This is a genomic window from Sagittula sp. P11 (assembly GCF_002814095.1).
In the GTDB taxonomy this organism is placed as follows: Bacteria; Pseudomonadota; Alphaproteobacteria; order Rhodobacterales; family Rhodobacteraceae; genus Sagittula.
The window spans coordinates 2,915,585-2,938,560 of sequence record NZ_CP021913.1 but is presented as its reverse complement, the minus strand read 5'-3'; the positions used below and the strand labels follow the sequence as shown (position 1 = coordinate 2,938,560).

Here is a 22,976-nt window from a genome sequence, read left to right as displayed (position 1 = left end):
CTGACATGCTGGTGAATGCCGCAAACCTAAACGACCTGCGCGTCGGTTTCTCGAATGCCTTCTCGGCGGGTCTGGACGCCGCTCCTTCCCAGTGGAAGCGTGTCGCGACGGAAGTCCGCAGCACGCAGAAGGAACAGAAGTACGGCTGGCTCGGCAAGATGCCGAACGTCCGCGAATGGATCGGCGCCCGCCTGGTTCAGAACCTCGAGCAGCACGACTACGCCATCAAGGAGAAGAAGCTGGAGCTGACGATCGGCGTCGACAAGGACGACGTCGAGACCGACAACCTCGGCATCTACGGCCCCATGTTCACCGAGATGGGGCGCTCCTCGGGCGCCTACCCGGACACGCTGATCTTCTCGCTCTTGAAGGCCGGTTTCACGACCGAGTGCTACGACGGGCAGAACTTCTTCGACACGGACCATCCCGTGAAGGATGAGGACGGCAACGACACGACGGTGGCGAACACCGATGGCGGCGCCGGAACCGGCTGGTATCTGCTCGACACCTCGCGCGCCCTGAAACCCCTGATCCTGCAGAAGCGGAAAGACTTCAAGTTCGTCGCGAAGGACAAGGTGACCGACGACAACGTCTTCGACATGAACGAGTTCGTCTACGGCACGGACGCGCGCATGAACGCGGGCTTCGGGTTCTGGCAGCAGGCATGGGGATCCCGGCAGACCCTCAATGCGGCCAACTATGCCATCGCTCGCGCGGCGATCTCCGGCATGAAGGGGGACTACGGTCGTCCGCTCGGCCAGATCCCGAACCTCCTCGTCGTGCCGCCGAGCCTCGAAAGCGCTGGCCGCAAGATCGTCAACAGCGAGAACGCTGCGGGCGGCGAAACGAACGAGTGGAAGGGGACGGCCGAGCTGCTCGTCGTGCCGTGGCTGGCATGACCCGCGCGGAGCTGGAGAAGCGCGCGACCGAACTGGAAATCCCGTTCGGGCCCCGCTGGAAGGACGAGACCTTGGCCGACAAGATCGCCGCCGCAGAAGCCGATCTGCGGAAGGCCGAGGACGCCGGGTCGGCCGCTGCCGGGCCGGAGGGCAGCGTGCCGGCACCCGAGGCGGAAGAGCGGCAGGCCACCGATGCACAGATCGGCGCCACCACGGAAGCGGGTGAACACACAGCTTCGACCGTGGCGGCTGAAGCCGGGGAGATCGAGGTCGGGAACCAAGCCGATCCCGACCTCGATCTCCCCGAACCCGGAGCCGAGGGCGGCCTGGTCATCATCGGCCCGAAGAAGGGCCGTTGGCGGGCGGGACGACACTTCACACCTACTCCGACCATCGTCCTGGTCTCGGAACTCGCCGAGGCCGAACGCGAGATGATCGAGGGCGATCCCAAGCTGGTCGTCGAGTTCCTGCCCCCGGACGCCTGAACACAGCCGGTGCCCTGTTTCGGGAGCACCGGCAATCCCCCGGCGGCTTTCATGCTCGGTCGCCGGGGGGCCATGCCCTGTTTCTGATCCGAGCGATGGAGGTCTGACGGATGCCCTACTGCACACAAGCCATCCTCGAAGAGCACTACGGAACCAACTTCCTGATCCAGCTCACGGACCGCGGAGAGGAGGCGACCGGCATGATCAACAGCGCGACCGTCGACCGCGCGATCGCCGCGGCCGATGGCATGATCAACGGCCATCTGGCCGGGCGCTACGTGCTGCCGCTGTCGGCCGTGCCCGACCCGATCCCGACCATCGCTGAGCGCCTCGCGATCTACGAGCTGCACGTCTACGAGCCGAGCGACAAGATCGTCCGCGACTACAAGGACGCCCTCGCCACGCTCGACAAGATCTCGAAGGGCACGATCCAGCTCGCCGCCGCAGGCATCGCCACGCCGACCACCGGCGGCGGCAGCGCCCGGGTCACCGACCGGACGCGTGACTTCACGGCCGAAAGCATGAAGGGCCTGATCTGATGCTCGAAGAAATCGAGACACGGCTTCAGGCGCGCGTGCCAGTGCTCAGCGGGCGGATCCGCAAGGCGGCCGACTTCTCCCGCCTCCTGGCATCGAGGCTCCCGCCCACGGGCGGCGTTTCGGCCTATCTGATCCCGTCCTCGCGGCGCGGGGGGCGCTCGGCCGCAAGCGCCGGAACCTTCGCCCAAGAGGTGCTTACGGGCGTGACCATCGCCCTCTTCCTGACGTCGGTCGACGCCGCCGGCGCGCGCGCCCTGGACAAGATCGAGGATCTGCTCGCCGACATCGAGAAGGCGATCTGCGGCTGGGCACCCGGCGCAGAGGTCGGCGTCTTCGAGCTGGCCACAAGCCGGTTCACGCCCGGCGGCGACGGGCTGATGAGCTGGCTGATCGAGTTCCGCATCATGGACCATCTGAGGATCGACGAATGACCGAGCTACCCAAGACCGGCGGAAGCTGGATCCGAGACCCGAAGGGCAAGCTGAAGCTGAAGGACGCTCCGGCGAAACCTGCACCTTCACCCGCACCCGCACCAAAGCCGCAACCCGAACCGAAGAAGGAGGCGTGATCCATGCCCGTGATCCGCTGGCGCGAGAAGACCCTGCTCTTCAAGATCGAGGCTACCTACGGCACCGACGCCGAACCGACCGGCGCCGCCAATGCCGTGCGCGCGAAGAACGTCGCCTGGAACCCGATGGAGGGGCAGGACGTCGACCTTACACACGAGCAGCCGGACCTCGGCGGCTCGCCGACAATCGTCGCTGACCTGCACGCCACGCTGGAGTTCGAGGTCGACCTGGTCGGCAGCGGCGTGGCCGGAACTCCCCCGGCCTTCGGCCCGATCCTGCGCGCCCTGGGCTGCGCCGAGACCGTCGTGGCCGCAACGTCGGTGACCTATAACCCGGTCTCGTCCGGGCACGATGCGGCGACCGTCTATCTGAACGTGGGCGGGATCCTCTACACCTCGCTCGGCGTCCGCGCGTCGGGCACCATCACGCTCAACGCCTCAGGCGTCCCGATCCTGAAGGTCATGATGACCGGGCTTTGGGTCGCGCCTGCGGATCAGGCAAAGCCGACACCGGACTTCACCGGCTGGAACAACCCGAAGATCGTCAGCCACGCCAACAGCGCCTTCACCATCGACGGGTCGGCCCGCGTGCTGCGCAGCTTCACCTTCGACCTGGGCAACGAGGTCGAGCCGCGCTTCCTGGTCGGCAACGAAAGCATCGAGATCGTCGACCGCGCCGAGAAGCTGGATGTCCAGATCGAGGCAGTCCCGCTCGCCACGTTCAACCCCTACGCGCTCGCCGAAAGCGGCGACCGGGTGCCGGTCGTGTTCACCCACGAAAAGGCGACAGCGGGCCGGATCATCACCCTGACCGCGCCCACGTGCCAGCTCATGCGTCCCGGCGCGCCGACCGAAGCGCAGGGCATCACCGAATGGCCGCTGTCGTTCAAGCCGTTGCCGACGTCCGGCAACGACCAGTGGACCTTGGCCTTCACCTGACCCCCCAACCGGAGAGAGAGACATGACCTTCCGCATCGACCACGAACGCACTTTCACCCGCACGATCGAGCCGGTCGGCGGCGGCAGCTTCGACGCCGAGTTCCGGGTGCTGCCCGACGAACAGTTCGAAGAGGTCACCGGCGCGGGCGCGGACAACGAGAAGGCCGCGCTGCGGAAGATCCTGAAGTCTGTCGGCGGCGTGGTGGGGGGCGGCGAGGAACTGCCCTCTTCTCCCGAAGTTATCGAGCAGTTGATCGGGTATCTCGACATCCGGCTCGCGCTCTTCGCGGCATACACCCGGGGCGTCCGCGAGGCCCGGGCGGGAAACTGAAATGGGCCGGGCGCGCTGCCATCACCGGGGCACTCTGGGACGACCGACGCTCGGCCGGGGACGCGAACAGTGACGACGAGTTCTGGAGCGTGCCCGAGGAGCTGCGCTCCGGAAGCGCTGACGGCAGCGGCGTCTGGCCCGAACACGTGGACGCGGTGGCGGCGTTTCTCCTGGTCCGCAGGCAATGGCGCCTCCTGCCGAACTGGGGCGCGCGCCCGACGTGGGTCGGGCTGGATCTCGGCGCATGTGAGGCCGCGTGGCGGATGGCCGGGATCCAGATCACGCCCGAGCTGCTCGGGCAGATAATGACCGTTGAACACGGCGCGATCGAGGCGTTGAACGAGGGTTAAAGGGCATGCCGCTCGACATTCACGGCAGACTGACGCTGGACGCCAAACAGGCGCAAGGCGCGTTGCGTGAGACCTCGCAGGACACCCGCGAGCTGCAGACGTCCGTCGACCAGCTCGGCGGCAAGGGCAAGGAAGCCGCGTCCGAGATCGCCGCGCTGCAGGCGCAGCTGGACGGCTATCGTCAGGAGCTGGGCCAGCTCCGGAGCGCGCAGGCCGGGTCGATCAAGCAGATCGACGAGATGGGGCGCACGATCGACAGGTTGAAGGCGAAGGGCGACCAGGTGCCGAAGACCTTCAACGGTGCCGCCGGTTCCGTTGGCAACCTGACCAGCCAGTTCAACGACATCGGCGTGATGCTCGCCGCAGGTCAGAACCCGCTTCAGCTCGCGATCCAGCAGGGTACGCAGATCGGGCAGGTGTTCCAGCAGACCGGCGCCAAGGGGAAGGATGCGGCGCGGCTGATCCTCTCGGGCTTCACCGCCATGATCAGCCCGGTGAACCTGATCACGATCGGCTCGATCGCGGCCGGTGCCGCCATGACGAATTGGCTCATGTCGTCGTCGAAGGAGGCGGAAACACTCGACGACGTTCTGGATCGGCTGTCCGGTCGCGTGTCTGACCTGAAGAACGACGCGGCCCTCAGCGCCGAAGCGGTGAAAAAGGAGTTCGGCAGCATCAGCCCCGCGCTTGCGCAGATGCTGGCCGAAATCCGCGACCGGGGCCTGACGGCTATTCAAGACGACGCGACGAAGGCCGCGCAGGCGCTGATCAAGGATGTCGGTGGCCTTGGCCTTGAAATCGCGCGCCAAGCGCGGCGTGAGGGCGATGACGCCGGGCGCCAGGCCGTGCAGGACGCGCTCCGGGAACTCGACGACGCGACGACCTTCGACGAGCAGACACGCGCGATCGAGAACCTGAAGAACACGGTCGCGAGCGTCTCACGGGGCCTCGTGGATGCTTCCGACAAGCAAAGACAGTTCCGCGATGCCGTCCTGGACACGGAACGCGCCCTTCGCCAGGGCGAACAGGCGAGCAACGCGATCCTCGACGCTCTGCGCCAAGGCTGGGACGGGGCGGTCGCTTCGGTCAGGACTTACGGCGCCGCGCGCATCGAAGCATGGCAGAGCGCCTCAGGCATGCTTCGGACCATGCAGGAAGAGAACGACCTGCAGCGGGCGATCCTGTCCTACGGCGAGGAAAGCGTCGAAGTCGTCAACGCGCGGCAAGCGGCCGAGCGCCGGGCCTTCGAGGAGATGCTGGCGTCGAGCGACGAGGCGGAAACCCTGAAGCAGAAGCTTCGCGCCGCCTTCGAAGTCGGGCAAAAGCTGGAGGCCATGGACATCGCCAGCGGTATCTGGGGCGCGGCCGATGCGGCCTCGTCTCTGGTTGCGAACCTTTCAAACGCGGCCGCGCAGAAAGCCGCGCTGGCCTCTATTTCCGGGTCGCAACAGTCTGCCGCGCGATCTCAAATCTTGTTGGACACGGTGGGCAAGCCTGCCGAGCGGGCCGGTCGCCTTGCGGTCAACGACTTCCGTCGGGAACTGCCGGACGGTGGCTACGGAATGATCGCGTCAGGCAGCGTGGGTCGGCTGGGCGCTATCGGATCGGTTGAGAATGTCCTGAAAGAAGAGGCCGAGAACGCAGCACGGCTCGAAGAAGCGGCCCGCTCGGCGGATGCCGAGTACCGCAAGCTGACCCAAAGCCTCAAATCAGGCCGCAAGGGCGGCGGCAAATCCCGGACGAAGGAAGAGAAGGACGAGGTCGCCGAGCTGATGGCGAGCCTCGATCAGGAGCTGGCGCTCTTGCGCGAACTCGACCCGGTCCAGCGCGAGATGATCCGCGTCCGCGAGCAGCTCGCCAGCGCCACCGATGCGGAGCGCGCGGCAATCCGCGACAAGATCACGACGATCGAGGAGGAGAAGGTCGCCCAGGAACGCCTCGGCCAGACCAGAGACGAGGTCGGCGGTCTGATGCGCGACTTCTTCGACGGCTTCCGCACCGGGGCCTCCGGCGCCGTGTCCGCCCTGCAGCGCGTCCAGGACAAGCTCTGGGACATCGGCATGCAGGCGCTGATCTTGGGCGACGGCCCCTTGGGCAACCTCTTCGGTGGTGGTCTGCTGGGGCTGCTCGGCCTGAAGGACGGCGGCGACGTGCAGAAGCGCGCGTCAGGCGGGATGACCTACGGCATGGGTAGCTCGCGGGACGACCGCGTCCTGGTCGCCGCCAGCCCGGGCGAGTTCTGGGTCAATGCCGACGCGACGGCCAAATACCGGCCTCTGCTGGAAGCGATCAACGCAGGCGCGCCGTTGCCCGGTTTCGCCAACGGCGGCGGCGTGGGCGGAGCGGCAGCGCCCGCGCAGGCGGCCGGCCAGATGAAGGTCCAGTTCGTGGACGCCACCGATCGGGGACTGAGCAAGCGCCGGATTTCCGATGGCATCGGACCGAACGGCCAGCGGTTCCCGCGTTACGAGCTGGCCGACATGATGGGCAGCGCCGCGCAGGTCCGGGGAGGCGGCATGAGCAAGCTCCTGCGGGCGCGGGGGCTGGGCGAGAAGGGAACGCTGCGATGAGCTATCCCGACTGGCCCGCGGATCTGCCCCGCCCGCGCCGCGACGGCCACGCGGCGCGGCCGCGCGATGCACGCCGCCGCATCGAGGCGGAGCGCAACGCCCCCCGGTTCAAGCGTGGCTCCTCGCTCGACGGCCGCATCGTGTCGCTGCGCCTCGACCTGAGCCGGTCGCAGCTCGCGACGTTCTGGCGTTTCTACAACGAGACGTGCCTCGGCGGCACAAGCTGGTTCTGGATGGCGGATGCCCAGTCGGACGGCTGGCCGCTTCTCTATCACGACGGAACGCCGATCCTTCTGCATGACGGCACCCCCCTGCTGATGTCGAAGGTCGACCTCGTGTCGTGGACGGAGAACCCGCCGCAGGAGACCGGGATCCGGGGCGTGACCTTCAGCGTGGGCTTCGATGTCGAGGTGCTGCCATGAGCCGGAAGCGCATGAGCCTGCCCGGTCGGCGGGTGCACGACGGCACCGACACCTCGGCCGTCGAGCTGATCCTGATCGAGATCACGCACCCGGATCTTGCCGCCCCGCTCCGGTTCTCGACAGACATGACCGAGCGGCTGACCAACGATCCACGCACCTACGGCACGCGCTCCGCCTGGCGCGGCGCCAACCCGGCAACCGAGCCGTTCGAGTTCATCCCGGCCGAGTACGAATGGCCCGGCGATGCGGAGGACGAAGGCCCCGAAGCGCGCCTGATCCTTCCGGTCGTCACGCCGAGCATGATCATGACCCTGCGCGGCTTCAACGACCCGGCGACGCTTCACCTGGCGCTGGTCATCTCGACCCATGCAGACGAGCCGGAGGAAGAGCTGCTCGGGATGGAGCTGCAAATGGCCGAGGCCGATCTGACGCTGGCGACACAGATCGAGCTGTCGCTGAGCCACCGCCTCGACTGGCTCGAAATGTTCCCAAGCCCCCGCATGACGCGGTCGCGCTGCCCCGGGCTGAACCGATGACCGACTGGGGATCATACGTGGGCCTGCCGCAACTGGACGGCGGACGCACGCGCGCCGGTCTCGACTGTTACGGCCTCTTCGCCCTGTTCTACGCCGAGCAGCTCGGCGTCCAGTTGCCCAGCTACTCGGGCGATTATGCCTCGATCGAGGAGCGGGCGGAGATCTCCGGCCTGATCATCGGCGGCATTGAACGCGGCCCGTGGCGGCGCGTCGAGACGATCCGGCCCTTCGATGGCCTGCTGTTCCGGGTCCGGGGCCATGCAACGCACGTCGCAATCGCCAAGACAGAACGGCACATGCTGCACATGCACGTCGGGCGCTCCTCGCTGATCGACTGGACGAAAACCGGCTGGCGAAATCGGTTCATCGGCGCCTATCGCCACGAGGTGCTGACATGACGAAGGTCATCGTCGCATCGGCGCCTTTTCCCGAGCAGCGCCGGACCTTTGATGTCTCGGCCGAGCACCTGTCGACGATTGCGCAGATCGTGGCGATGGCCTTGCCGCACCTGGCGGACACCTCCAGCGTGCGCGTGGCCATCAGCCATGGCGACCGGGTCTGGCCCGTCCCGCGCGAGGCATGGGACAGGGTTCGGCCGCGCGCAGGCACTTGGGTCATTATCCGGCCCGTCGCGGGCGGTCCCGTGCTGCCGCTCCTGCAGGTCATCGCCAGCCACGCAACCGCCGCCTTCATCAACGCGACGGGGATCTATTCTCTGGGCGCAGCGCAGGCGTTCTACGCTGGCGTCGTCGGCGCCGGTCTGCTGGGCTCCGCCGCCGTGGTCGGCGCGATCGCGTCGTCGCTGGTGCCCAGCCTGCCGAAGCGGAAAGAGCAGCCAGCGGGCGAGGAGCTTTACAGCCTCGAAGGCTGGAGCAACCGGATCGCGCCGGACGCCGCCTTCCCGTTCCCGGTCGGCCGGATCCGCATGTCGCCGGTCTTCATCGCCCTGCCGTTCTCCGACATCATCAACGAAGAGCAATACCTCTACGGCTATTTCTGCTGGGGTCACGGCGAGCTTCAGATCGAGGATATCCGCATCGGCAACACTCCCATCGGTGACCTGCCGGGCGTCGAAGTCGAGACAGTCCCGGGCACCGAAGCGGATCCGGAGATCACGCTGATCACCGAACAGGTGATCGAGGACCGGCTCGGGCTGGAGCTGCTCCCTCCGAATGCCGAGGGAGAGATCTTCCACCATTGGACGACGCCGCGCGAAACGGACGTGGTCCGTCTGATCTTCCAATGGCCGGGCGGGCTTTACCGGCAGGGGAAAGATGGCGGGTTCAGGCCTGCCGGGGTCGGGATCAAGGTCTGGCTGCGCGAGAGCGGCGAAACCGACTGGGTCGAAATCGATCGGGTCGAACAAGGCCGCAGTTCGAACGACGGCTTCTTCCACAAGAAGGAGTGGGTCATGCCGCATCGCGGGATCTGGGACGTCCGGATCGCGCGTGACACAGGGGCGAGTTCGAACACGATCACCACGACGTTCCTGGTGGCAGCGTCCGGGATCCGGCGACAGCGCCCGCTGAACATCGACTTCCCGCTGGCGCGGTCAGCGATCCGGGTCAAGGCATCGGCGCTCGCCAACGGAACACTGGACGCGGTCAACGGCATCGTGACGCGCTACTGCGACACGTGGAACGGCTCGACCTGGTCGCGTGGCCTCCCGCGAAATCCTGCCTCTGTCGTGCGGGACATCCTCACGCACCCCCATGCCAACTTCGCGCCGGTCGCGGCTTCGCAGATCCACATGGACGAGCTGCAGGACTGGTGGGAGTTCTGCGACACGCGCGGCCTGAAGTACGATCGCGTTCTCGCGGGCGACGAGAACCTTGCGACCATCCTCATGTCGGTCTGCGCGGCCGGGCGCGGCTGGTGGCGCCGGGACGGCCTCGGGTGGGGCGTCGGCTGGGACGAGGTCAAGGACGCGCCGGTCGCGCTGATCGACGTCACCAACAGCTTCGGCCTCCGCTGGTCGAAACGCTATCGACGCCTGCCGGACGCCTTCATCGCCACCTTCCTCGACGAAACCTCCGGCTACGAGAAGTCCGAGCGCGTGGTCCTGCGGCCCGGCTTTACCGGCGAACCGCGCGTGCTGGAGGAGGTCTCGCTCGAAGGCCGGACGGACCCGGCGCAGGTGTACCAGGAACTGCGCTGGCGAGGGTACGAAGCCGAGTATCGGCCGGACGTGTTCACCGTGTTCCAGAGTGGCCCCCAGCGCGAAAGCATGCGCGGCGACATGGTCGGGCTGAACTGCGAAATGCTCGACCTCGCCCAGATGTCTGCCCGTGTCGTGCGCAGCGTGGATGCGGTCGTCGTCCTGGACGCCTTCGCGACCATGGAAGAGGGCGAGCGCTACGGGATCCGCTGGCATGTCGCCGACGAGGAGAACCCGAAAGGCGTCTTTGTCGAGGCGACCGTCGCCACGGATCCCGGCGAGACCCGGATCCTGCGCATCGACAATGGCGTTGAGCCGCCCGCGCCGGGGACCAGGCTGAACTTCGGCCGGGTCGAGCTGATCAACTGGATGTGCAAGGTGACGTCGGTCGAAGCGGCCTCGGAAGGCAGCTATCGGCTGAGCCTCCAGCCCGCCGCGCCGGAGATCGACGCGCTGTCGCTGGCTGATGTGCCACCGGCATGGAACCGGATCACGGGCGCCGATCTGCCCTTCGCCGGAACCCCCGACGCGCCGGTGATCGGCACCGTGACCGCCGCACACCCGACCTTCGCCTACACCGACGACGGCAACCTCGAAGTGTCCATTCCGGTCGGCATGCCCACCACGAACCGCGTGTCCGTGGGCCGGATCGATGTCAGCCACCGCGTCGTCGGGGCGCCCGGCTTCGATGTGACATCGGTCACCGGCGAAGCGGGCATCGCCGCCCTCCTCTATCCGGCCGGGATCTCGATCGAGTATTTTGCCACCGCCTACTCGATCTTCGGCGATGTCAGCGCCGATACCGCGACCGGCACCTTCGCCGTGACGGGCGGCATGCCGTTGCCAACACCGATCGACCCTGACGGGCTGACGGCCATGGGCGGCCTCGGCTATGCCCAGCTTTCCTTCGCGACCCAAGCGGACACCGCCCAGGTGCAGGTCTTCCGGGTGCCCGAAGGCGACACGCTCGACGTCGAAACGCACGCGATAGGCGCGCCGATGCCCGTCACCGCCAATTCATCGCTGAGCTACACCGACGGGGATGCCACGCGCACCAATGTCGTAACAGCCGGGGACATGTCAGATGCAGGAGCGTGGACGCTCGGCGGTGGCTGGGCACTCGCGGGCGGCTTGGCGACCCACACGCCGGGCGCGGCAAGCACCATGTCGCAGGCGCTCACGGTGGCAGACGACAGCACGTATCGCGGATACCTGATCGTCAGCGGTCGAACGGCCGGGACCGTCACGGTCCAACTTGCGGGAGCGTCTACCGTCGCCTCGGCCGCGTTCGACGACAACGGCCAATTCTACTTCGCCCTTCCTGCTGTCTCCGGCCTCGACCGGATCGAGATCGTCGCCTCGACGGACTTCGACGGGGCGGTCGAAACCATCCTCGCCTTCCGCGCCACCAGCACCTCTGCGCCGCAAGGCGCTTTCTCCTACTACGTCGCGCCGCTGAACGGCGACGACATCGCGACCGCGCCCACCGGGCCAGTCGCCGCAACCATCGTTTAAGGAGCCTTCAATGTCTGCCGGGATCCCTGTTACTGAAGCTGAAGCCCTTCCCCTCGTCGACCACCTGCTCGGTATTTCCGGGGCAACTGCCGGTCGGGTAAGCTACCAGACGCTCGCGACGGTCCTCCTCGGCAGTGGCGCGGTCGCCAATGAAATCGCCGGGCTACGAGCGCAGATCACCTCGGGCATGCTTGCGCCGTCGAGCTGGGCCGAACTCCAGACATTGACGGGCAGCACCGATGGCGCGGGGGCAGAGATCCCGCTTTCGGACGATGGCACCCATTCCGAAGCGACGGCGACGGGCTACGACGGCGAGACCGTGAACAATCACGGGCGCTACAAATGGTCCGAAGACTGGTCCCGATGGGTCCGGGTGGCCGAGTACGGCGGGGCCGTCTCAGACGTGTTTGTCACCCTCGACGGCACGGCGAACGCCCTGACCGGATCGACGGACCGGGATCACTCGAAATCGCCCTACGCGACGAAGTTCGTCAGCGTGGTCGAACAGCAGAACACGGGCGAAGTCACGATCGGGATCGACGGGGGCACCGCCCGGGCACTCCTGACGAACTCTGGCGCGCCGCTGCAGCCCGGGGAACTCCTGCCCGGCATGGTGATCGAGTGGCGCTGGACGGGCACGGATTATCGCCTGGTGCCGGGCATCAGTACCGCTGCCATGGTTCAACGAGCCGAGGATGCGCGCGAAGGCGCCGAGACCGCTCAGGGTGTTACGGAAACGGCGAGGAACGCCGCACTGGTCAGCCAAACGGAAGCCGGAATCTCGGCCGCAACGGCGTTGACCGCCCGGGCTGGCGCCGAAGCTGCAGCAAGTGCTGCAGCGACGGCGCGGGCACAGTCGGAACTGGCCGCGCTCGCGGCCGGTGCCATGCCCTTCGCGACCGAAGAGGAGGGGCGCTCGTCTTCGGCTGACGGCGAGGTCTTCCTGCAGGTTGTTGGTCCCGGAATGAGGGTCTGGCGACGGAATGATGCCAGCTCCTCGACCTCCCTCGGCTGGCTGGGCGAGCTTATTTATGATCGCATGTCAGATCTCGTGGCCTCAACGGACGACGGGTTCTTGCCCGGTCAGCTCGTGCGGACCCGGCTGGACGGATACACGCTGGAGATCGCCGATCCGGGCGTTGAAAACCATGACCTCGAAAACGCTGCCTCGACGCCGGTCAAGTTCTACGTCACCGAGACGCCCGGCCGAATTTTCCAGGCAACCGCGTTCGGCGTGATCCCTTCCGCGACCGCCGACAATACGGTCGCCTGGAACCGGCTTTGGGCGGCCGTTGCCCGGACGATCGAAAGCATCGACAACGGCGGGCCGGTGACAGTCTGGCTCCCGCGTGGCGTGATCCGGACCTCGTCGACCGTCACGCTGCCACGCGGCGTCGCTGTGATCGGCCAAGGGGCGGGCAAAACGATCTTCGGCGACTCGGACGGCACGATCATCGTGGCGACCGGAACGCAAAGTATCTTCTACACCGGCTTCCAGATCGACACCGACGCGGGCAAGTGCATCGGGGTCGAGCTTCAGGGCTTCTCGCTGATGCGCGATGCGGTGACGGTCATCGAGACCGACGCTCAGGGCAATGACCTGACCGCCGCCACGAAGCCTGCCGAAACCGGCCTGATCCACGGCCACCAGGCGATTGAATGGCGTGTGACCAACGTCCGTATGAACGGCGGTCACACACCCTGCGTGAACTTCACGAATGCATGGGACTGCCAGTGGACACGGGTGACCTTCACCGGCGGCGGCGTGCCGGACGGCACCTACTGCGTGAGCATCCGCAACAGCACGGGCAGCTCGAAGAACTCGAATTACCAGCAGTTTCTGCAATGCCGTTGGGAAGACGTCGACGGCTCGATGCTGTTGCTCGAAGGCCTTCACAACAGCGTGCTGCAGAGCAAGTTCCACGCCATCAGCAATCACAAGGGCAGCGTCGCGCGGCCCGCGATCGAACTGCCGGACAGCTCCGTTTTCATCGGCAACGGCATCGCGAACAATTCAGGCCCCGAGGCCGCCTTGACCTGCAGCGTCTGGATCCGGTTGCGCAACGGGCAGTCGATCGTGAAGGGCAACATCTTCCGGAACAACGCTGGCACGCCGGTCATCGAAATCTTCGGCACCAACGTCTTCGCCGGGGGGCACATCATTGCCGACAACATCATCGACGGCATCACCTGGCCCGGCATCATCGACACGCGCACGGACGGGATCCCGGTCACGCTCGGGTCGGCTGAATGGGCGCAGTACCAGGGCACGCCGACTGGGGTGCCCCCCACGAACCTGAACTGTCGGGTGATCGCTGGCGGTAAGCCGGTCTACATGGAGGGCAAATCCTACTTCGAGCAAAGCGAAGACGAAAAGGGCCCAGCGCTTCACGCCCGGTACAGCCTCGGCTACGGCGCGGGCGTCGGCGATGTGGCGGCGTTGATCCAGAGCGGCAGCTACCAGCGCCCGGTGGCCATCGTCGAACAGACGCGGACCACCGGGAACACTTCGGCAGAGCTTCAGATCAGAACGGGTAAGGCCTCGACGGACGGGAAGCCGTTTCTGCAATGCGTGTCCGATACGGGCGGGCAAACCACCGGCGGCACCACGCGCGTCGAGATCGGCCATGATGGGACATACAAGATCGAAGGTGTCAAAGTGCTGGGGCCGCAGCAGGCCGCGATCGCCGACGACGCCTCCGGAGCCTCAAACCAAGCGACGGTGAATGAAATCGTGGCAGCTCTTCGCGGGATGGGTATCATCGCCCCTTAAAGGCGCCTTCAACGACCGTTCAAAGAACCCGCTGACAGGGCTGCGTTGAACGCCCGCCCCCGACGAGAACCGGAAATTGGAAAAACGCTTTGCTGAAAAAAACTGTGTAATTCACTGTAAAAAACTCTGTCACGCTACAACCGGATTGCCGCAATTTTCGGCAGTCTTTCGCGAAAAACGATCCGCCGCGCGGGACGCAAATTTTACCAATTGATAAAATTTTCAGACGTGGCACTCTGAACAAAACGGAAAACAGGGAGCCGCCATGTCCAGCCCGCACACGCCAGGCATCGTTCCGGGACGTCTCGACCCGGACGCGCTGGCCGGAAACTTCGCAGATCTGCACCCGGCCTACGATGCCCACGAAGCCGCCGTCGCCGCCGACCGCTGCTACTTCTGCCATGACGCGCCCTGCGTCACCGCCTGCCCCACGGACATCGACATCCCCTTGTTCATACGGCAGATTTCGACCGGGCAGCCAGAGGCCGCGGCGCGCACGATCTTCGAACAGAACATCCTCGGCGGCATGTGCGCCCGCGTGTGCCCGACCGAAACGCTCTGCGAGGAGGCCTGCGTCCGCGAGGCCGCCGAAGGCAAGCCGGTCGAGATCGGACGCCTCCAGCGCCACGCCACCGACAGCCTGATGGCCGCCAACAGCCACCCCTTCACCCGCGCCGCCCCGACCGGCAAGCGCGTGGCCGTGGTCGGCGCCGGCCCGGCGGGTCTCTCCTGCGCCCACCGCCTCGCGCTGAAGGGCCATGACGTCACGATCTACGAGGCCCGCCCGAAGCCCGGCGGCCTCAACGAATACGGCATCGCCGCCTACAAGACGACGGGCGACTTCGCCGCGCGCGAGGTCGACTGGCTGCTGCAAATCGGTGGAATCACCGTGGAATACGGCAAGGCGCTGGGGGGCGCCGTGACGCTAGACAGCCTGCGCGCCGACTATGACGCGGTGTTCCTCGGCATCGGCCTCGGCGCCACCAACGCGCTCGACGCCGAAGGCGCGGACCGCGACGGTGTGGCCGACGCCGTGTCCTTTATCGCCGACCTCCGCCAGGCCTCCGACCTCGCCAGCCTGCCCGTGGGCCGCAACGTGGTGGTGATCGGCGGCGGCATGACCGCCATCGACGCCGCCGTGCAGGCAAAGTTGTTGGGCGCCGAGACGGTCACCCTGACCTACCGCCGCGCGCAGGACCAGATGCCCGCCAGCCGCTACGAGCAGGACCTTGCCACCTCGAAGGGCGTGCGCATCCTCGCCAACACGATGCCGAAGGCGGTGCACGGCAACGGCAAGGCCGTCGAGATCGAACTGGAATACACCACCGACGAGGGCGGCCGGCTGGTCGGCACCGGCGAGACCATCCGCCTGCCCGCCGACCAGGTCTTCCGCGCCATCGGCCAGCGCCTCACCCCGCCCGAGGGACTCGACCTCGACGGCCGCAAGATCGCCACAACCGGCGCGGGCCGCACCTCGCTTCAGGGCGTCTGGGCGGGCGGCGACTGCACCCACGGCGAGGACCTGACCGTGGTGGCCGTCGCCGAAGGCCGCGACGCCGCCGAGGACATCCACGCCGCGCTCACCTCGGGCTGACCCGCGGGCCGCCTGCCCGCCTCGGGGTCCCCCGGACCCCGCCTGACGACCGACTGAACCGGTTCCGGCCACCAGGCCGGGCCCCACCCCTCCGCCCAGGCCTCCCGCCAGACAGGGCAGGCCGCCCGACCAGGAGACAGCACATGGCCGATCTCACCACCGATTTCGTCGGCATCCAAAGCCCGAACCCCTTCTGGCTGGCCTCCGCGCCGCCGACCGACAAGGAATACAACGTCCGCCGCGCCTTCGAGGCCGGCTGGGGCGGTGTCGTCTGGAAGACCCTCGGCGCCGAAGGCCCGCCGGTCGTCAACGTCAACGGCCCGCGCTACGGCGCGATCCACGGCGCCGACCGCCGCCTGCTGGGCCTGAACAACATCGAGCTGATCACCGACCGCCCCCTCGAAACCAACCTCGAGGAAATGGCGCGGGTGAAGGCCGACTACCCCGACCGCGCGCTCATCGCCTCGATCATGGTGCCCTGCGAGGAGGCCGCCTGGAAGGCGATCCTGCCGCGCGTGGCGGAAACCGGCGCCGACGGGATCGAGCTGAACTTCGGCTGCCCGCACGGCATGTCCGAACGGGGCATGGGCGCGGCGGTGGGTCAGGTGCCCGAGTACATCGAGATGGTCACCCGCTGGTGCAAGATGTACTACGACAAGCCGGTGATCGTGAAGCTGACGCCCAACATCACCGACATCCGCAAGCCCGCCACCGCGGCCCGCAACGGCGGCGCCGACGCGGTCTCGCTGATCAACACGATCAACTCCATCACCTCGGTCGACCTCGACAGTTTCGCCCCAGAACCCACCATCGACGGCAAGGGCAGCCACGGCGGCTACTGCGGCCCGGCGGTGAAACCCATCGCCCTGTCGATGGTCTCCGAGATCGCCCGCGACCCCGAAACCCACGGCCTGCCGATCTCCGGCATCGGCGGCGTCACCACCTGGCGCGACGCGGCAGAGTTCATGGTGCTGGGCTGCGGCAACGTGCAGGTCTGCACCGCCGCCATGACCTACGGCTTCCGCATCGTCGAGGAGATGAAGCGCGGCCTCAGCCAGTGGATGGACGAGAAGGGCTATACCTCCACCGCCGATTTCGTCGGCAAGGCGGTGCCCAACGTCACCGACTGGCAGTACCTCAACCTCAACTACGTGACCAAGGCCCGGATCGACCAGGACGCCTGCATCAAGTGCGGCCGCTGCTTCGCCGCCTGCGAGGACACCAGCCACCAGGCGATCTGGATGCACGAGGACCGCACGTTCGAGGTCAACGACGCGGAATGCGTGGCCTGCAACCTCTGCCTCGACGTCTGCCCGGTGGAGGACTGCATCACCATGGAGCGGCTCGCCCCCGGCACCGTCGATCCGCGCACCGGCCGCACGGTCGAGGCGGATTACGCCAACTGGACGACCCATCCGAACAACCCGATGGCCAAGGCCGCCGAATAAGGCACGTCCGGCGCGCCGCGCACCCGCGAAGAGTTCTCGTCGAGAACTCTTCGGCACGGCAGACTTTTCGAGGAAAAGTCTGCCGTTTTCCGTTCAGAGGTGCACGACCAGGTCGCTGGTCCGGCAGACGATCACGAACTGCCCGCCGCATTCGATCAGGTGAAACCCGCGCGCCGCGACCTCCTGCATCAGCCGATCGCGCCCCACTTCCCGCTCCACGTCCTGCACCGCGCGCCGCACCACGCCGCCGCTCTGCACCGCCTTCGCGGTGAAGATCTGAGCCAGCCAGGGTTCGTTGGGGCGGTGGTTCGACAGGCGGAGACTCTGCATCCCCGCAGCCTGCCGGATCGGGGTAAATGCCGGGTGAACGGCAGCCCGGAAGGGCCGTGTCAGGGCTGCAGCAGCCGCCGGAACAGCGTGTCGAGGTGCGCCGCCGCACCGTCGAAGTCCTCCCCGCCCAGAACCGCCCGCACCTGCACGTCGAAATCCGCGTAGTGCTGCGTCTGCGCCCAGATCGAGAAGACCGTGTGCCGCGCATTGACCGGGGCCAGGCGCCCCTCGGCGATCCAGCCGTCGATCAGGCGGGCCGTCTCGTCCACCATGTCGCGCAGCTCGCCCTCCAGCACCGGGCCGATCAGCGGCGCGCCCTGCAGGATCTCGTTGGCGAAAAGGCGGCTTTCGCGGGGATAGTCGCGGGCCATCTCCAGCTTGCGGCGCACGTAGCCCAGGATCTCGTCCACCGGCTCGCCCTCGGGGTCGATGGCGCGCAGCGGGTTCAGCCATGTCTCCAGCAGTTCGCGCAGCAGCGCCTCGTAGATCGCGTCCTTCGAAGGGAAGTAATACAGCAGGTTGGGCTTCGAGAGTCCGGCCTCCATCGCGATCCGGTCCAGCGTCGCGCCCCGGAACCCGGCCTCGGAAAACACCGTCAGCCCCGCCTCCAGAATCGCGGCGCTTTTCTGCCGCTGGATGCGTGTCTGCGGCCGGACTTCCTGTGCCTGCACGCCTGCCATTTTCTCCGTCATCGCCGCCCCTGCCTGCCCTTTATTTAAGCGACTGCCGGAATTCACGGCGCGGCGCTTGACTGGAATCTGTCCTTTGGTAGCGTTCTTTTGACCGATTGGTCAAATCGCAAGAGACCCTTGGCAGTGGGGTCCGAAGGGGAGTGTACGAAATGGCAGCACCAGCCGCAAATCTCACGATCAACGGCGACCGCCTGTGGGACAGCCTGATGGAGATGGCGAAGATCGGACCGGGCGTCGCGGGCGGCAACAACCGCCAGACCCTGACCGATGCCGACGCCGAGGGCCGCGCGCTGTTCAAGGCCTGGTGCGAGGAGGCGGGCTGCACCATGGGGCTGGACGAGATCGGCAACATGTTCGCCCGCCGCGAAGGCACCGACCCGGACGCGCTGCCGGTCTACGTGGGCAGCCACCTCGACACGCAGCCGACAGGCGGCAAGTACGACGGCGTGCTGGGCGTTCTCGGCGGGCTGGAGGTCATCCGCTCGCTCAACGACACCGGCATCAGGACCAAACACCCCATCGTCGTGACCAACTGGACCAACGAGGAAGGCACCCGCTTCGCCCCGGCGATGCTGGCCTCCGGCGTCTTCGCCGGCAAGCACGACCTGCAATGGGCCTATGACCGCGAGGACGCGGAGGGCAAGACCTTCGGGTCCGAGCTGGAGCGCATCGGCTGGAAGGGCGACGAGAAGGTCGGCGCCCGCAAGATGCACGCCATGTTCGAACTGCACATCGAGCAGGGCCCGATCCTCGAGGCCGAAGGCAAGGACATCGGCGTCGTCACCCACGGGCAGGGCCTGTGGTGGCTGCAATGCACCGTCACCGGCAAGGACGCGCACACCGGGTCCACGCCGATGAACATGCGGGTCAACGCAGGGCTCGGCATGGCCCGCATGACCGAGGCCGCGCATCAGATCGCCATGGCCCACCAGCCGCACGCCGTGGGCGCGGTCGGGCACTGCGACGTCTACCCGAACTCCCGCAACGTGATCCCCGGCAAGGTGGTCTTCACCGTCGACTTCCGCTCTCCCGACCTCGGGAAACTCACCTCCATGCGTGAACAGTACGAGGCGAAGGCAAAGGAGATCGCCGACGAGCTGGGCCTCGGGCTGGAGATCGAGCCGGTCGGCCACTTCGACCCCGTCACCTTCGACGAGGGCTGCGTGACCGCCGTGCGCAACGCGGCGGAACGGCTGGGCTACAGCCACATGAACCTTGTCTCCGGCGCGGGCCACGACGCCTGCTGGATCAACGAGGTGGCGCCCACCGCGATGATCATGTGCCCCTGCGTCGACGGTCTGTCGCACAACGAGGCCGAGGAAATCTCGAAGGAATGGGCCAAGGCCGGCACCGACGTGCTGTTCCACGCGGTGGTCGAGACGGCGGAAATCGTATCGTAACGCGCGGAGGGGACACGAGCGGACATGGCATTCACGTGGATTCCACTCGACCAGAGCATTGGCGGGAGCACGGCCGGACGGGCTTTGCGGCCCGTCACCCGCTGCGGTCGCCCGGCCCATGCCACCTGTCGGGCCACGGGTGTGGGCGGGCGTCGGGCCGCCGGCCCGACAGAATGACCCGCCCGGCCCGCCAGCCCCCGGCGCGATGCGCCCCGGACGGACCGGCGCGGTCTTCGGCTGGCCTACGCCCTGTTGCGCGGCATGGCGAACCGCGCCGTCTCTCCGTCGATCTCGTCGCCCGGGCCGGCGGCCTCGCGCAGGACGGCCAGCGCCGCCTCGGTACTGACGGAGCCGGTCTTGCCTTCCACCTCGGCGGCATTGGCCAGCTCGCGGGCCGTGACCTCGAGCGTCTTGTTGCCCGTGTCCTCTTCGGTGTCGAACATGTTTTCCAGCGCCTCGTGCAGGCGGGTCTCGGTCTCGTTCATCGGATATCCTCATCTGCGGGCGGCGCAGCCATGGCCCGCCCTTTCCCCATCAACGCGGGGGCCATGCCAGCGGTTGCATACGCGGCGGCACCCTCCGCAGCCTACGGGGCCTGCCGATGAATCGCCTCTCGCTCTCGCTGATCTGCTGCATCGGGCTGCTGGCGCTGGCGACCCTCGGGGCCGACCCGCTGCCTGCCGAAACCGTCAGGGTCAAACCCGTGGACTTCGACCTGCCGCTCGGCATCGCCGATGGCCTGCCCGCAGGCGTCCCGCTCAGCGAAGTCTTCGTGACGGACGACCTGTGCTTCTACTATCGTCAGGACGGGAAGTTCCATTTCCTGGACTGCGTGGGCTGATCCGCATGGACCTGCCCGATGTCGACCTCGATGCCCCGGTGACAGTGACCCTGTCGGTGGCGGACATCTGCGTCCTGGCCGGGCTGGCCGACAGGCTGGGCGACGCACAGGCCGAAGCGGGCAACCTGCCGGAGGCACAGGCCCTCTGGAACCTCGAAGCCGCGATGGAGCGGCAGAACGACATCGCCTTCCGCCCAGACGCGGACCACTGGCACCGGCGCGCCGCGGCGCATCTGGCCCGGGCCTTCACCGAGACACCGGGCAACGACCCGGACACAGGGAGCATCACATGACCACCACAGTCATCAAGAACGGCACCGTCGTCACCGCCGACCTGAGCTACAAGGCCGATGTCGCGGTCGAAAACGGCATCATCACCGAGATCGGCGAGGGCCTGAAGGGCGACAAGGAACTGGATGCAACCGGCTGCTACGTCATGCCCGGCGGCATCGACCCGCACACCCACCTCGAAATGCCCTTCATGGGCACCTATTCCACCGACGACTTCGACAGCGGCACCCGCGCGGCGCTGGCGGGCGGCACCACCATGGTGATCGACTTCGCCCTGCCCTCGCCCGGCCAGGGCCTGCTCGACGCGCTCCAGATGTGGGACAACAAATCTACGCGGGCGCATTGCGACTACTCCTTCCACATGGCCGTCACATGGTGGGGCGAGCAGGTCTTCAACGAGATGAAGACCGTGATCGACACCCGCGGCATCACCACCTTCAAGCACTTCATGGCCTACAAGGGCGCGCTGATGGTGAACGACGACGAGATGTACGCCTCGTTCCAGCGCCTCGCCGAACTGGGCGGCATCGCCATGGTCCACGCCGAAAACGGCGACGTGGTGGCCGAACTCTCGGCCAAGCTGCTGGCCGAGGGCAACAACGGCCCCGAGGCCCACGCCTATTCCCGTCCGCCGCAGGTCGAGGGCGAGGCCGCCAACCGCGCCATCATGATCGCCGACATGGCGGGTGTGCCGCTCTACATCGTGCACGTGTCCTGCGAAGAGGCGCACGAGGCCATCCGCCGCGCCCGCCAGCAGGGCAAGCGCGTCTGGGGCGAGCCGCTGATCCAGCACCTGACGCTCGACGAATCCGAGTACTTCAACCAGGACTGGGACCACGCCGCCCGCCGCGTCATGTCGCCGCCGTTCCGCAACCAGAAGCACCAGGACAGCCTCTGGGCGGGCCTGATGTCCGGCTCGCTCAGCGTCGTGGCCACCGACCACTGCGCCTTCACCACCGACCAGAAGCGCTACGGCGTGGGCGACTTCACCAAGATCCCGAACGGCACCGGCGGGCTCGAGGACCGCATCCCGATGCTCTGGACCCAGGGCGTCGGCACGGGCCGCCTGACGCCGGAGGAATTCGTCGCCGTCACCTCCACCAACATCGCCAAGATCCTCAACTGCTACCCGAGGAAGGGCGCGATCCGCGTGGGCTCGGACGCCGACATCCTCGTGCTCGACCCCGAGAAGGAAAAGACCATCACCGCCGCCAGCCAGGTCAGCGCCATCGACTACAACGTCTTCGAGGGCAAGAAGGTGAAGGGCCTGCCGCGCTACGTCATGACCCGCGGCCATGTCGCCGTGACCGACGGCACGCTGACCTCGCAGGAAGGCCACGGCAAGTTCGTCGAGCGCAAGGCCGGCACGCCCACCAACAAGGCGCTGTCGAAGTGGAAGGATCTCACCGCGCCCCGCCCGGTGCAGCGCTCCGGCATCCCGGCCACCGGCGTCTGAAGGGGGACGGACAAATGGCAATCTGCGCGTGTGGCTGCGGTGGCATGACCCGGGGGGGCGACTTCCTTCCCGGGCACGACCAGCGTCGCCCGGCGCAGATCGAACGCACGCTCGGGGGGCTCATGGCCCTCCGCGCCCTCGCCGAGGACGCCGCCGCCGACGCGGTGACCGCCGGGGCGACAGGCGTTGCCGGGGCAGTCGCGGATGACTGAGGCCGGAACCCGCGCACCGCATGAGACGGCCCGCCCCGCCGGCGTCCCCCGACCCTGCGCAAGGACGCTGCATGACGCACAAGCCCCGTCCCCGGTTCGCCTCCTTCACCGCCCCGTCAGACGGGCGCAGCCGGACGGACACCCCGCCATGACCCGCGCGCGGCAAGGATCACCCGGGCACCAGCGCCTCAAGCGCCGGCAGCAGGACAACCGACTCCTGTTCGTGCGGATCGGTGCGGGCGATCACCGCAACCGCCGGTGTATCGCCGTCGTTGAACGGCAGGTGCGGCACGTCCGCCGGGATGTAGATCATGTCGCCCGCCTTGGTGTCCATGACGTGCTCCAGCCGCTCCCCCCAGTACATCCGCGCGGTGCCGGAGATCACGTAGATCGCCGTCTCGTGCGTCTCGTGCTTGTGGGCCTTGGCCCTCGCACCGGGCGGAATGGTCAGCAGGTGCATGCAGACGCCCTGCGCGCCCACCGTCTCCTTCGCGATCCCCTCGAAATAGTCGAACCCCTGCTTGCCCGCATACGTGCCCGCAGGCCGCAGTTTCACGCAATCCGCCATCCCGCACCTCCTTTCGTGCCCAGTGGCGCGATGATGCCAGAGCGTCACCCGCCGGTCAT

General features: G+C 67.3%; 25 protein-coding genes. 21 read left to right on the top strand and 4 right to left on the bottom strand.

The window, feature by feature from the left end:
• Positions 1–5: 5 nt before the first annotated feature.
• The 16 genes from CDO87_RS14145 to preA all read left to right on the top strand — a co-directional run bounded on the left by CDO87_RS14145 (position 6) and on the right by preA (position 17,127).
• Entirely contained in the window at positions 6–899 is an 894-nt protein-coding gene (locus CDO87_RS14145; RefSeq protein WP_100929369.1) for a Mu-like prophage major head subunit gpT family protein, read from the top strand.
• Positions 896–1,384 (top strand): hypothetical protein, encoded by a 489-nt coding sequence (locus CDO87_RS14140; RefSeq protein ID WP_100929368.1) that lies wholly within the window; start codon positions 896–898, stop codon positions 1,382–1,384. Before CDO87_RS14145 ends, CDO87_RS14140 begins: the two co-directional genes overlap by 4 nt.
• A gap of 110 nt (positions 1,385–1,494) precedes the next feature.
• The gene (locus tag CDO87_RS14135; RefSeq protein ID WP_100929367.1) at positions 1,495–1,923 is read left to right on the top strand and encodes a gp436 family protein; all 429 of its coding nucleotides are present in this window, start codon (positions 1,495–1,497) and stop codon (positions 1,921–1,923) included.
• Positions 1,923–2,354 carry a hypothetical protein gene (locus tag CDO87_RS14130; RefSeq protein WP_100929366.1) on the top strand — a complete coding sequence of 144 codons (432 nt, stop codon included), beginning with the start codon at positions 1,923–1,925 and terminating at the stop codon, positions 2,352–2,354. The genes CDO87_RS14135 and CDO87_RS14130 overlap by 1 nt, the downstream gene beginning before the upstream one ends.
• Positions 2,351–2,491 (top strand): hypothetical protein, encoded by a 141-nt coding sequence (locus tag CDO87_RS27030; protein ID WP_198521726.1) that lies wholly within the window; start codon positions 2,351–2,353, stop codon positions 2,489–2,491. The genes CDO87_RS14130 and CDO87_RS27030 overlap by 4 nt, the downstream gene beginning before the upstream one ends.
• Positions 2,492–2,494: 3 nt before the next feature.
• The gene (locus CDO87_RS14125; protein ID WP_100929365.1) at positions 2,495–3,430 is read left to right on the top strand and encodes a phage tail tube protein; all 936 of its coding nucleotides are present in this window, start codon (positions 2,495–2,497) and stop codon (positions 3,428–3,430) included.
• A gap of 22 nt (positions 3,431–3,452) precedes the next feature.
• The gene (locus CDO87_RS14120) at positions 3,453–3,761 is read left to right on the top strand and encodes a hypothetical protein (RefSeq protein ID WP_100929364.1); all 309 of its coding nucleotides are present in this window, start codon (positions 3,453–3,455) and stop codon (positions 3,759–3,761) included.
• Positions 3,762–3,850: 89 nt separating this feature from the next.
• Positions 3,851–4,111, top strand: a complete 261-nt coding sequence (locus CDO87_RS14115; RefSeq protein WP_157814996.1) for a DUF1799 domain-containing protein — start codon at positions 3,851–3,853, stop codon at positions 4,109–4,111.
• A gap of 5 nt (positions 4,112–4,116) precedes the next feature.
• The gene (locus CDO87_RS14110; protein ID WP_100929362.1) at positions 4,117–6,681 is read left to right on the top strand and encodes a phage tail length tape measure family protein; all 2,565 of its coding nucleotides are present in this window, start codon (positions 4,117–4,119) and stop codon (positions 6,679–6,681) included.
• Positions 6,678–7,103: a hypothetical protein gene (locus CDO87_RS14105; protein ID WP_100929361.1), complete on the top strand. Its 426-nt coding sequence runs from the start codon at positions 6,678–6,680 to the stop codon at positions 7,101–7,103. The genes CDO87_RS14110 and CDO87_RS14105 overlap by 4 nt, the downstream gene beginning before the upstream one ends.
• Positions 7,100–7,639 (top strand): hypothetical protein, encoded by a 540-nt coding sequence (locus CDO87_RS26770; RefSeq protein ID WP_157814995.1) that lies wholly within the window; start codon positions 7,100–7,102, stop codon positions 7,637–7,639. The genes CDO87_RS14105 and CDO87_RS26770 overlap by 4 nt, the downstream gene beginning before the upstream one ends.
• The gene (locus CDO87_RS26765; RefSeq protein ID WP_157814994.1) at positions 7,636–8,037 is read left to right on the top strand and encodes an NlpC/P60 family protein; all 402 of its coding nucleotides are present in this window, start codon (positions 7,636–7,638) and stop codon (positions 8,035–8,037) included. The genes CDO87_RS26770 and CDO87_RS26765 overlap by 4 nt, the downstream gene beginning before the upstream one ends.
• Complete coding sequence (locus tag CDO87_RS14095) at positions 8,034–11,312, top strand: host specificity protein J (protein WP_100929360.1); 3,279 nt, start codon at positions 8,034–8,036, stop codon at positions 11,310–11,312. Before CDO87_RS26765 ends, CDO87_RS14095 begins: the two co-directional genes overlap by 4 nt.
• Positions 11,313–11,322: 10 nt before the next feature.
• Entirely contained in the window at positions 11,323–14,085 is a 2,763-nt protein-coding gene (locus CDO87_RS14090; RefSeq protein WP_157814993.1) for a hypothetical protein, read from the top strand.
• Between the two features lie 265 nt (positions 14,086–14,350).
• Entirely contained in the window at positions 14,351–15,679 is a 1,329-nt protein-coding gene (locus tag CDO87_RS14085) for an NAD(P)-dependent oxidoreductase (protein WP_100929358.1), read from the top strand.
• A gap of 143 nt (positions 15,680–15,822) precedes the next feature.
• Positions 15,823–17,127: an NAD-dependent dihydropyrimidine dehydrogenase subunit PreA gene (preA, locus tag CDO87_RS14080; protein ID WP_100929357.1), complete on the top strand. Its 1,305-nt coding sequence runs from the start codon at positions 15,823–15,825 to the stop codon at positions 17,125–17,127.
• A 93-nt stretch (positions 17,128–17,220) separates the two neighbouring features.
• Here preA and CDO87_RS14075 read toward each other — a convergent pair whose 3' ends face one another.
• Both CDO87_RS14075 and CDO87_RS14070 read right to left on the bottom strand, forming a co-directional pair.
• Positions 17,221–17,457: a hypothetical protein gene (locus tag CDO87_RS14075; RefSeq protein WP_100929356.1), complete on the bottom strand. Its 237-nt coding sequence runs from the start codon at positions 17,455–17,457 to the stop codon at positions 17,221–17,223.
• A gap of 59 nt (positions 17,458–17,516) precedes the next feature.
• The gene (locus tag CDO87_RS14070; protein WP_100929355.1) at positions 17,517–18,149 is read right to left on the bottom strand and encodes a TetR family transcriptional regulator C-terminal domain-containing protein; all 633 of its coding nucleotides are present in this window, start codon (positions 18,147–18,149) and stop codon (positions 17,517–17,519) included.
• A 149-nt stretch (positions 18,150–18,298) separates the two neighbouring features.
• Here CDO87_RS14070 and CDO87_RS14065 point away from each other — a divergent pair, with 149 nt between their 5' ends.
• The gene (locus CDO87_RS14065) at positions 18,299–19,549 is read left to right on the top strand and encodes a Zn-dependent hydrolase (protein WP_100929354.1); all 1,251 of its coding nucleotides are present in this window, start codon (positions 18,299–18,301) and stop codon (positions 19,547–19,549) included.
• Positions 19,550–19,791: 242 nt separating this feature from the next.
• Here the strand turns inward: CDO87_RS14065 and CDO87_RS14060 are convergent, their stop codons facing one another.
• Positions 19,792–20,034 (bottom strand): hypothetical protein, encoded by a 243-nt coding sequence (locus CDO87_RS14060; protein ID WP_100929353.1) that lies wholly within the window; start codon positions 20,032–20,034, stop codon positions 19,792–19,794.
• 116 nt (positions 20,035–20,150) lie between these two features.
• Here CDO87_RS14060 and CDO87_RS14055 point away from each other — a divergent pair, with 116 nt between their 5' ends.
• From CDO87_RS14055 to CDO87_RS26760, 4 genes are read left to right on the top strand one after another with little or no spacing between them, the layout of a single operon-like run.
• Positions 20,151–20,390 carry a hypothetical protein gene (locus CDO87_RS14055; RefSeq protein ID WP_100929352.1) on the top strand — a complete coding sequence of 80 codons (240 nt, stop codon included), beginning with the start codon at positions 20,151–20,153 and terminating at the stop codon, positions 20,388–20,390.
• 5 nt (positions 20,391–20,395) lie between these two features.
• Entirely contained in the window at positions 20,396–20,683 is a 288-nt protein-coding gene (locus CDO87_RS14050; protein ID WP_100929351.1) for a hypothetical protein, read from the top strand.
• Positions 20,680–22,137, top strand: coding sequence for a dihydropyrimidinase (hydA, locus tag CDO87_RS14045; RefSeq protein WP_100929350.1), 1,458 nt, complete (start codon positions 20,680–20,682; stop codon positions 22,135–22,137). Before CDO87_RS14050 ends, hydA begins: the two co-directional genes overlap by 4 nt.
• 14 nt (positions 22,138–22,151) lie before the next feature.
• Positions 22,152–22,349: a hypothetical protein gene (locus CDO87_RS26760; protein WP_157814992.1), complete on the top strand. Its 198-nt coding sequence runs from the start codon at positions 22,152–22,154 to the stop codon at positions 22,347–22,349.
• 169 nt (positions 22,350–22,518) lie between these two features.
• On the opposite strand, the gene CDO87_RS14040 is transcribed toward CDO87_RS26760, so the two are convergent.
• Entirely contained in the window at positions 22,519–22,917 is a 399-nt protein-coding gene (locus CDO87_RS14040) for a cupin domain-containing protein (protein WP_100929349.1), read from the bottom strand.
• Positions 22,918–22,976 lie beyond the last annotated feature (59 nt).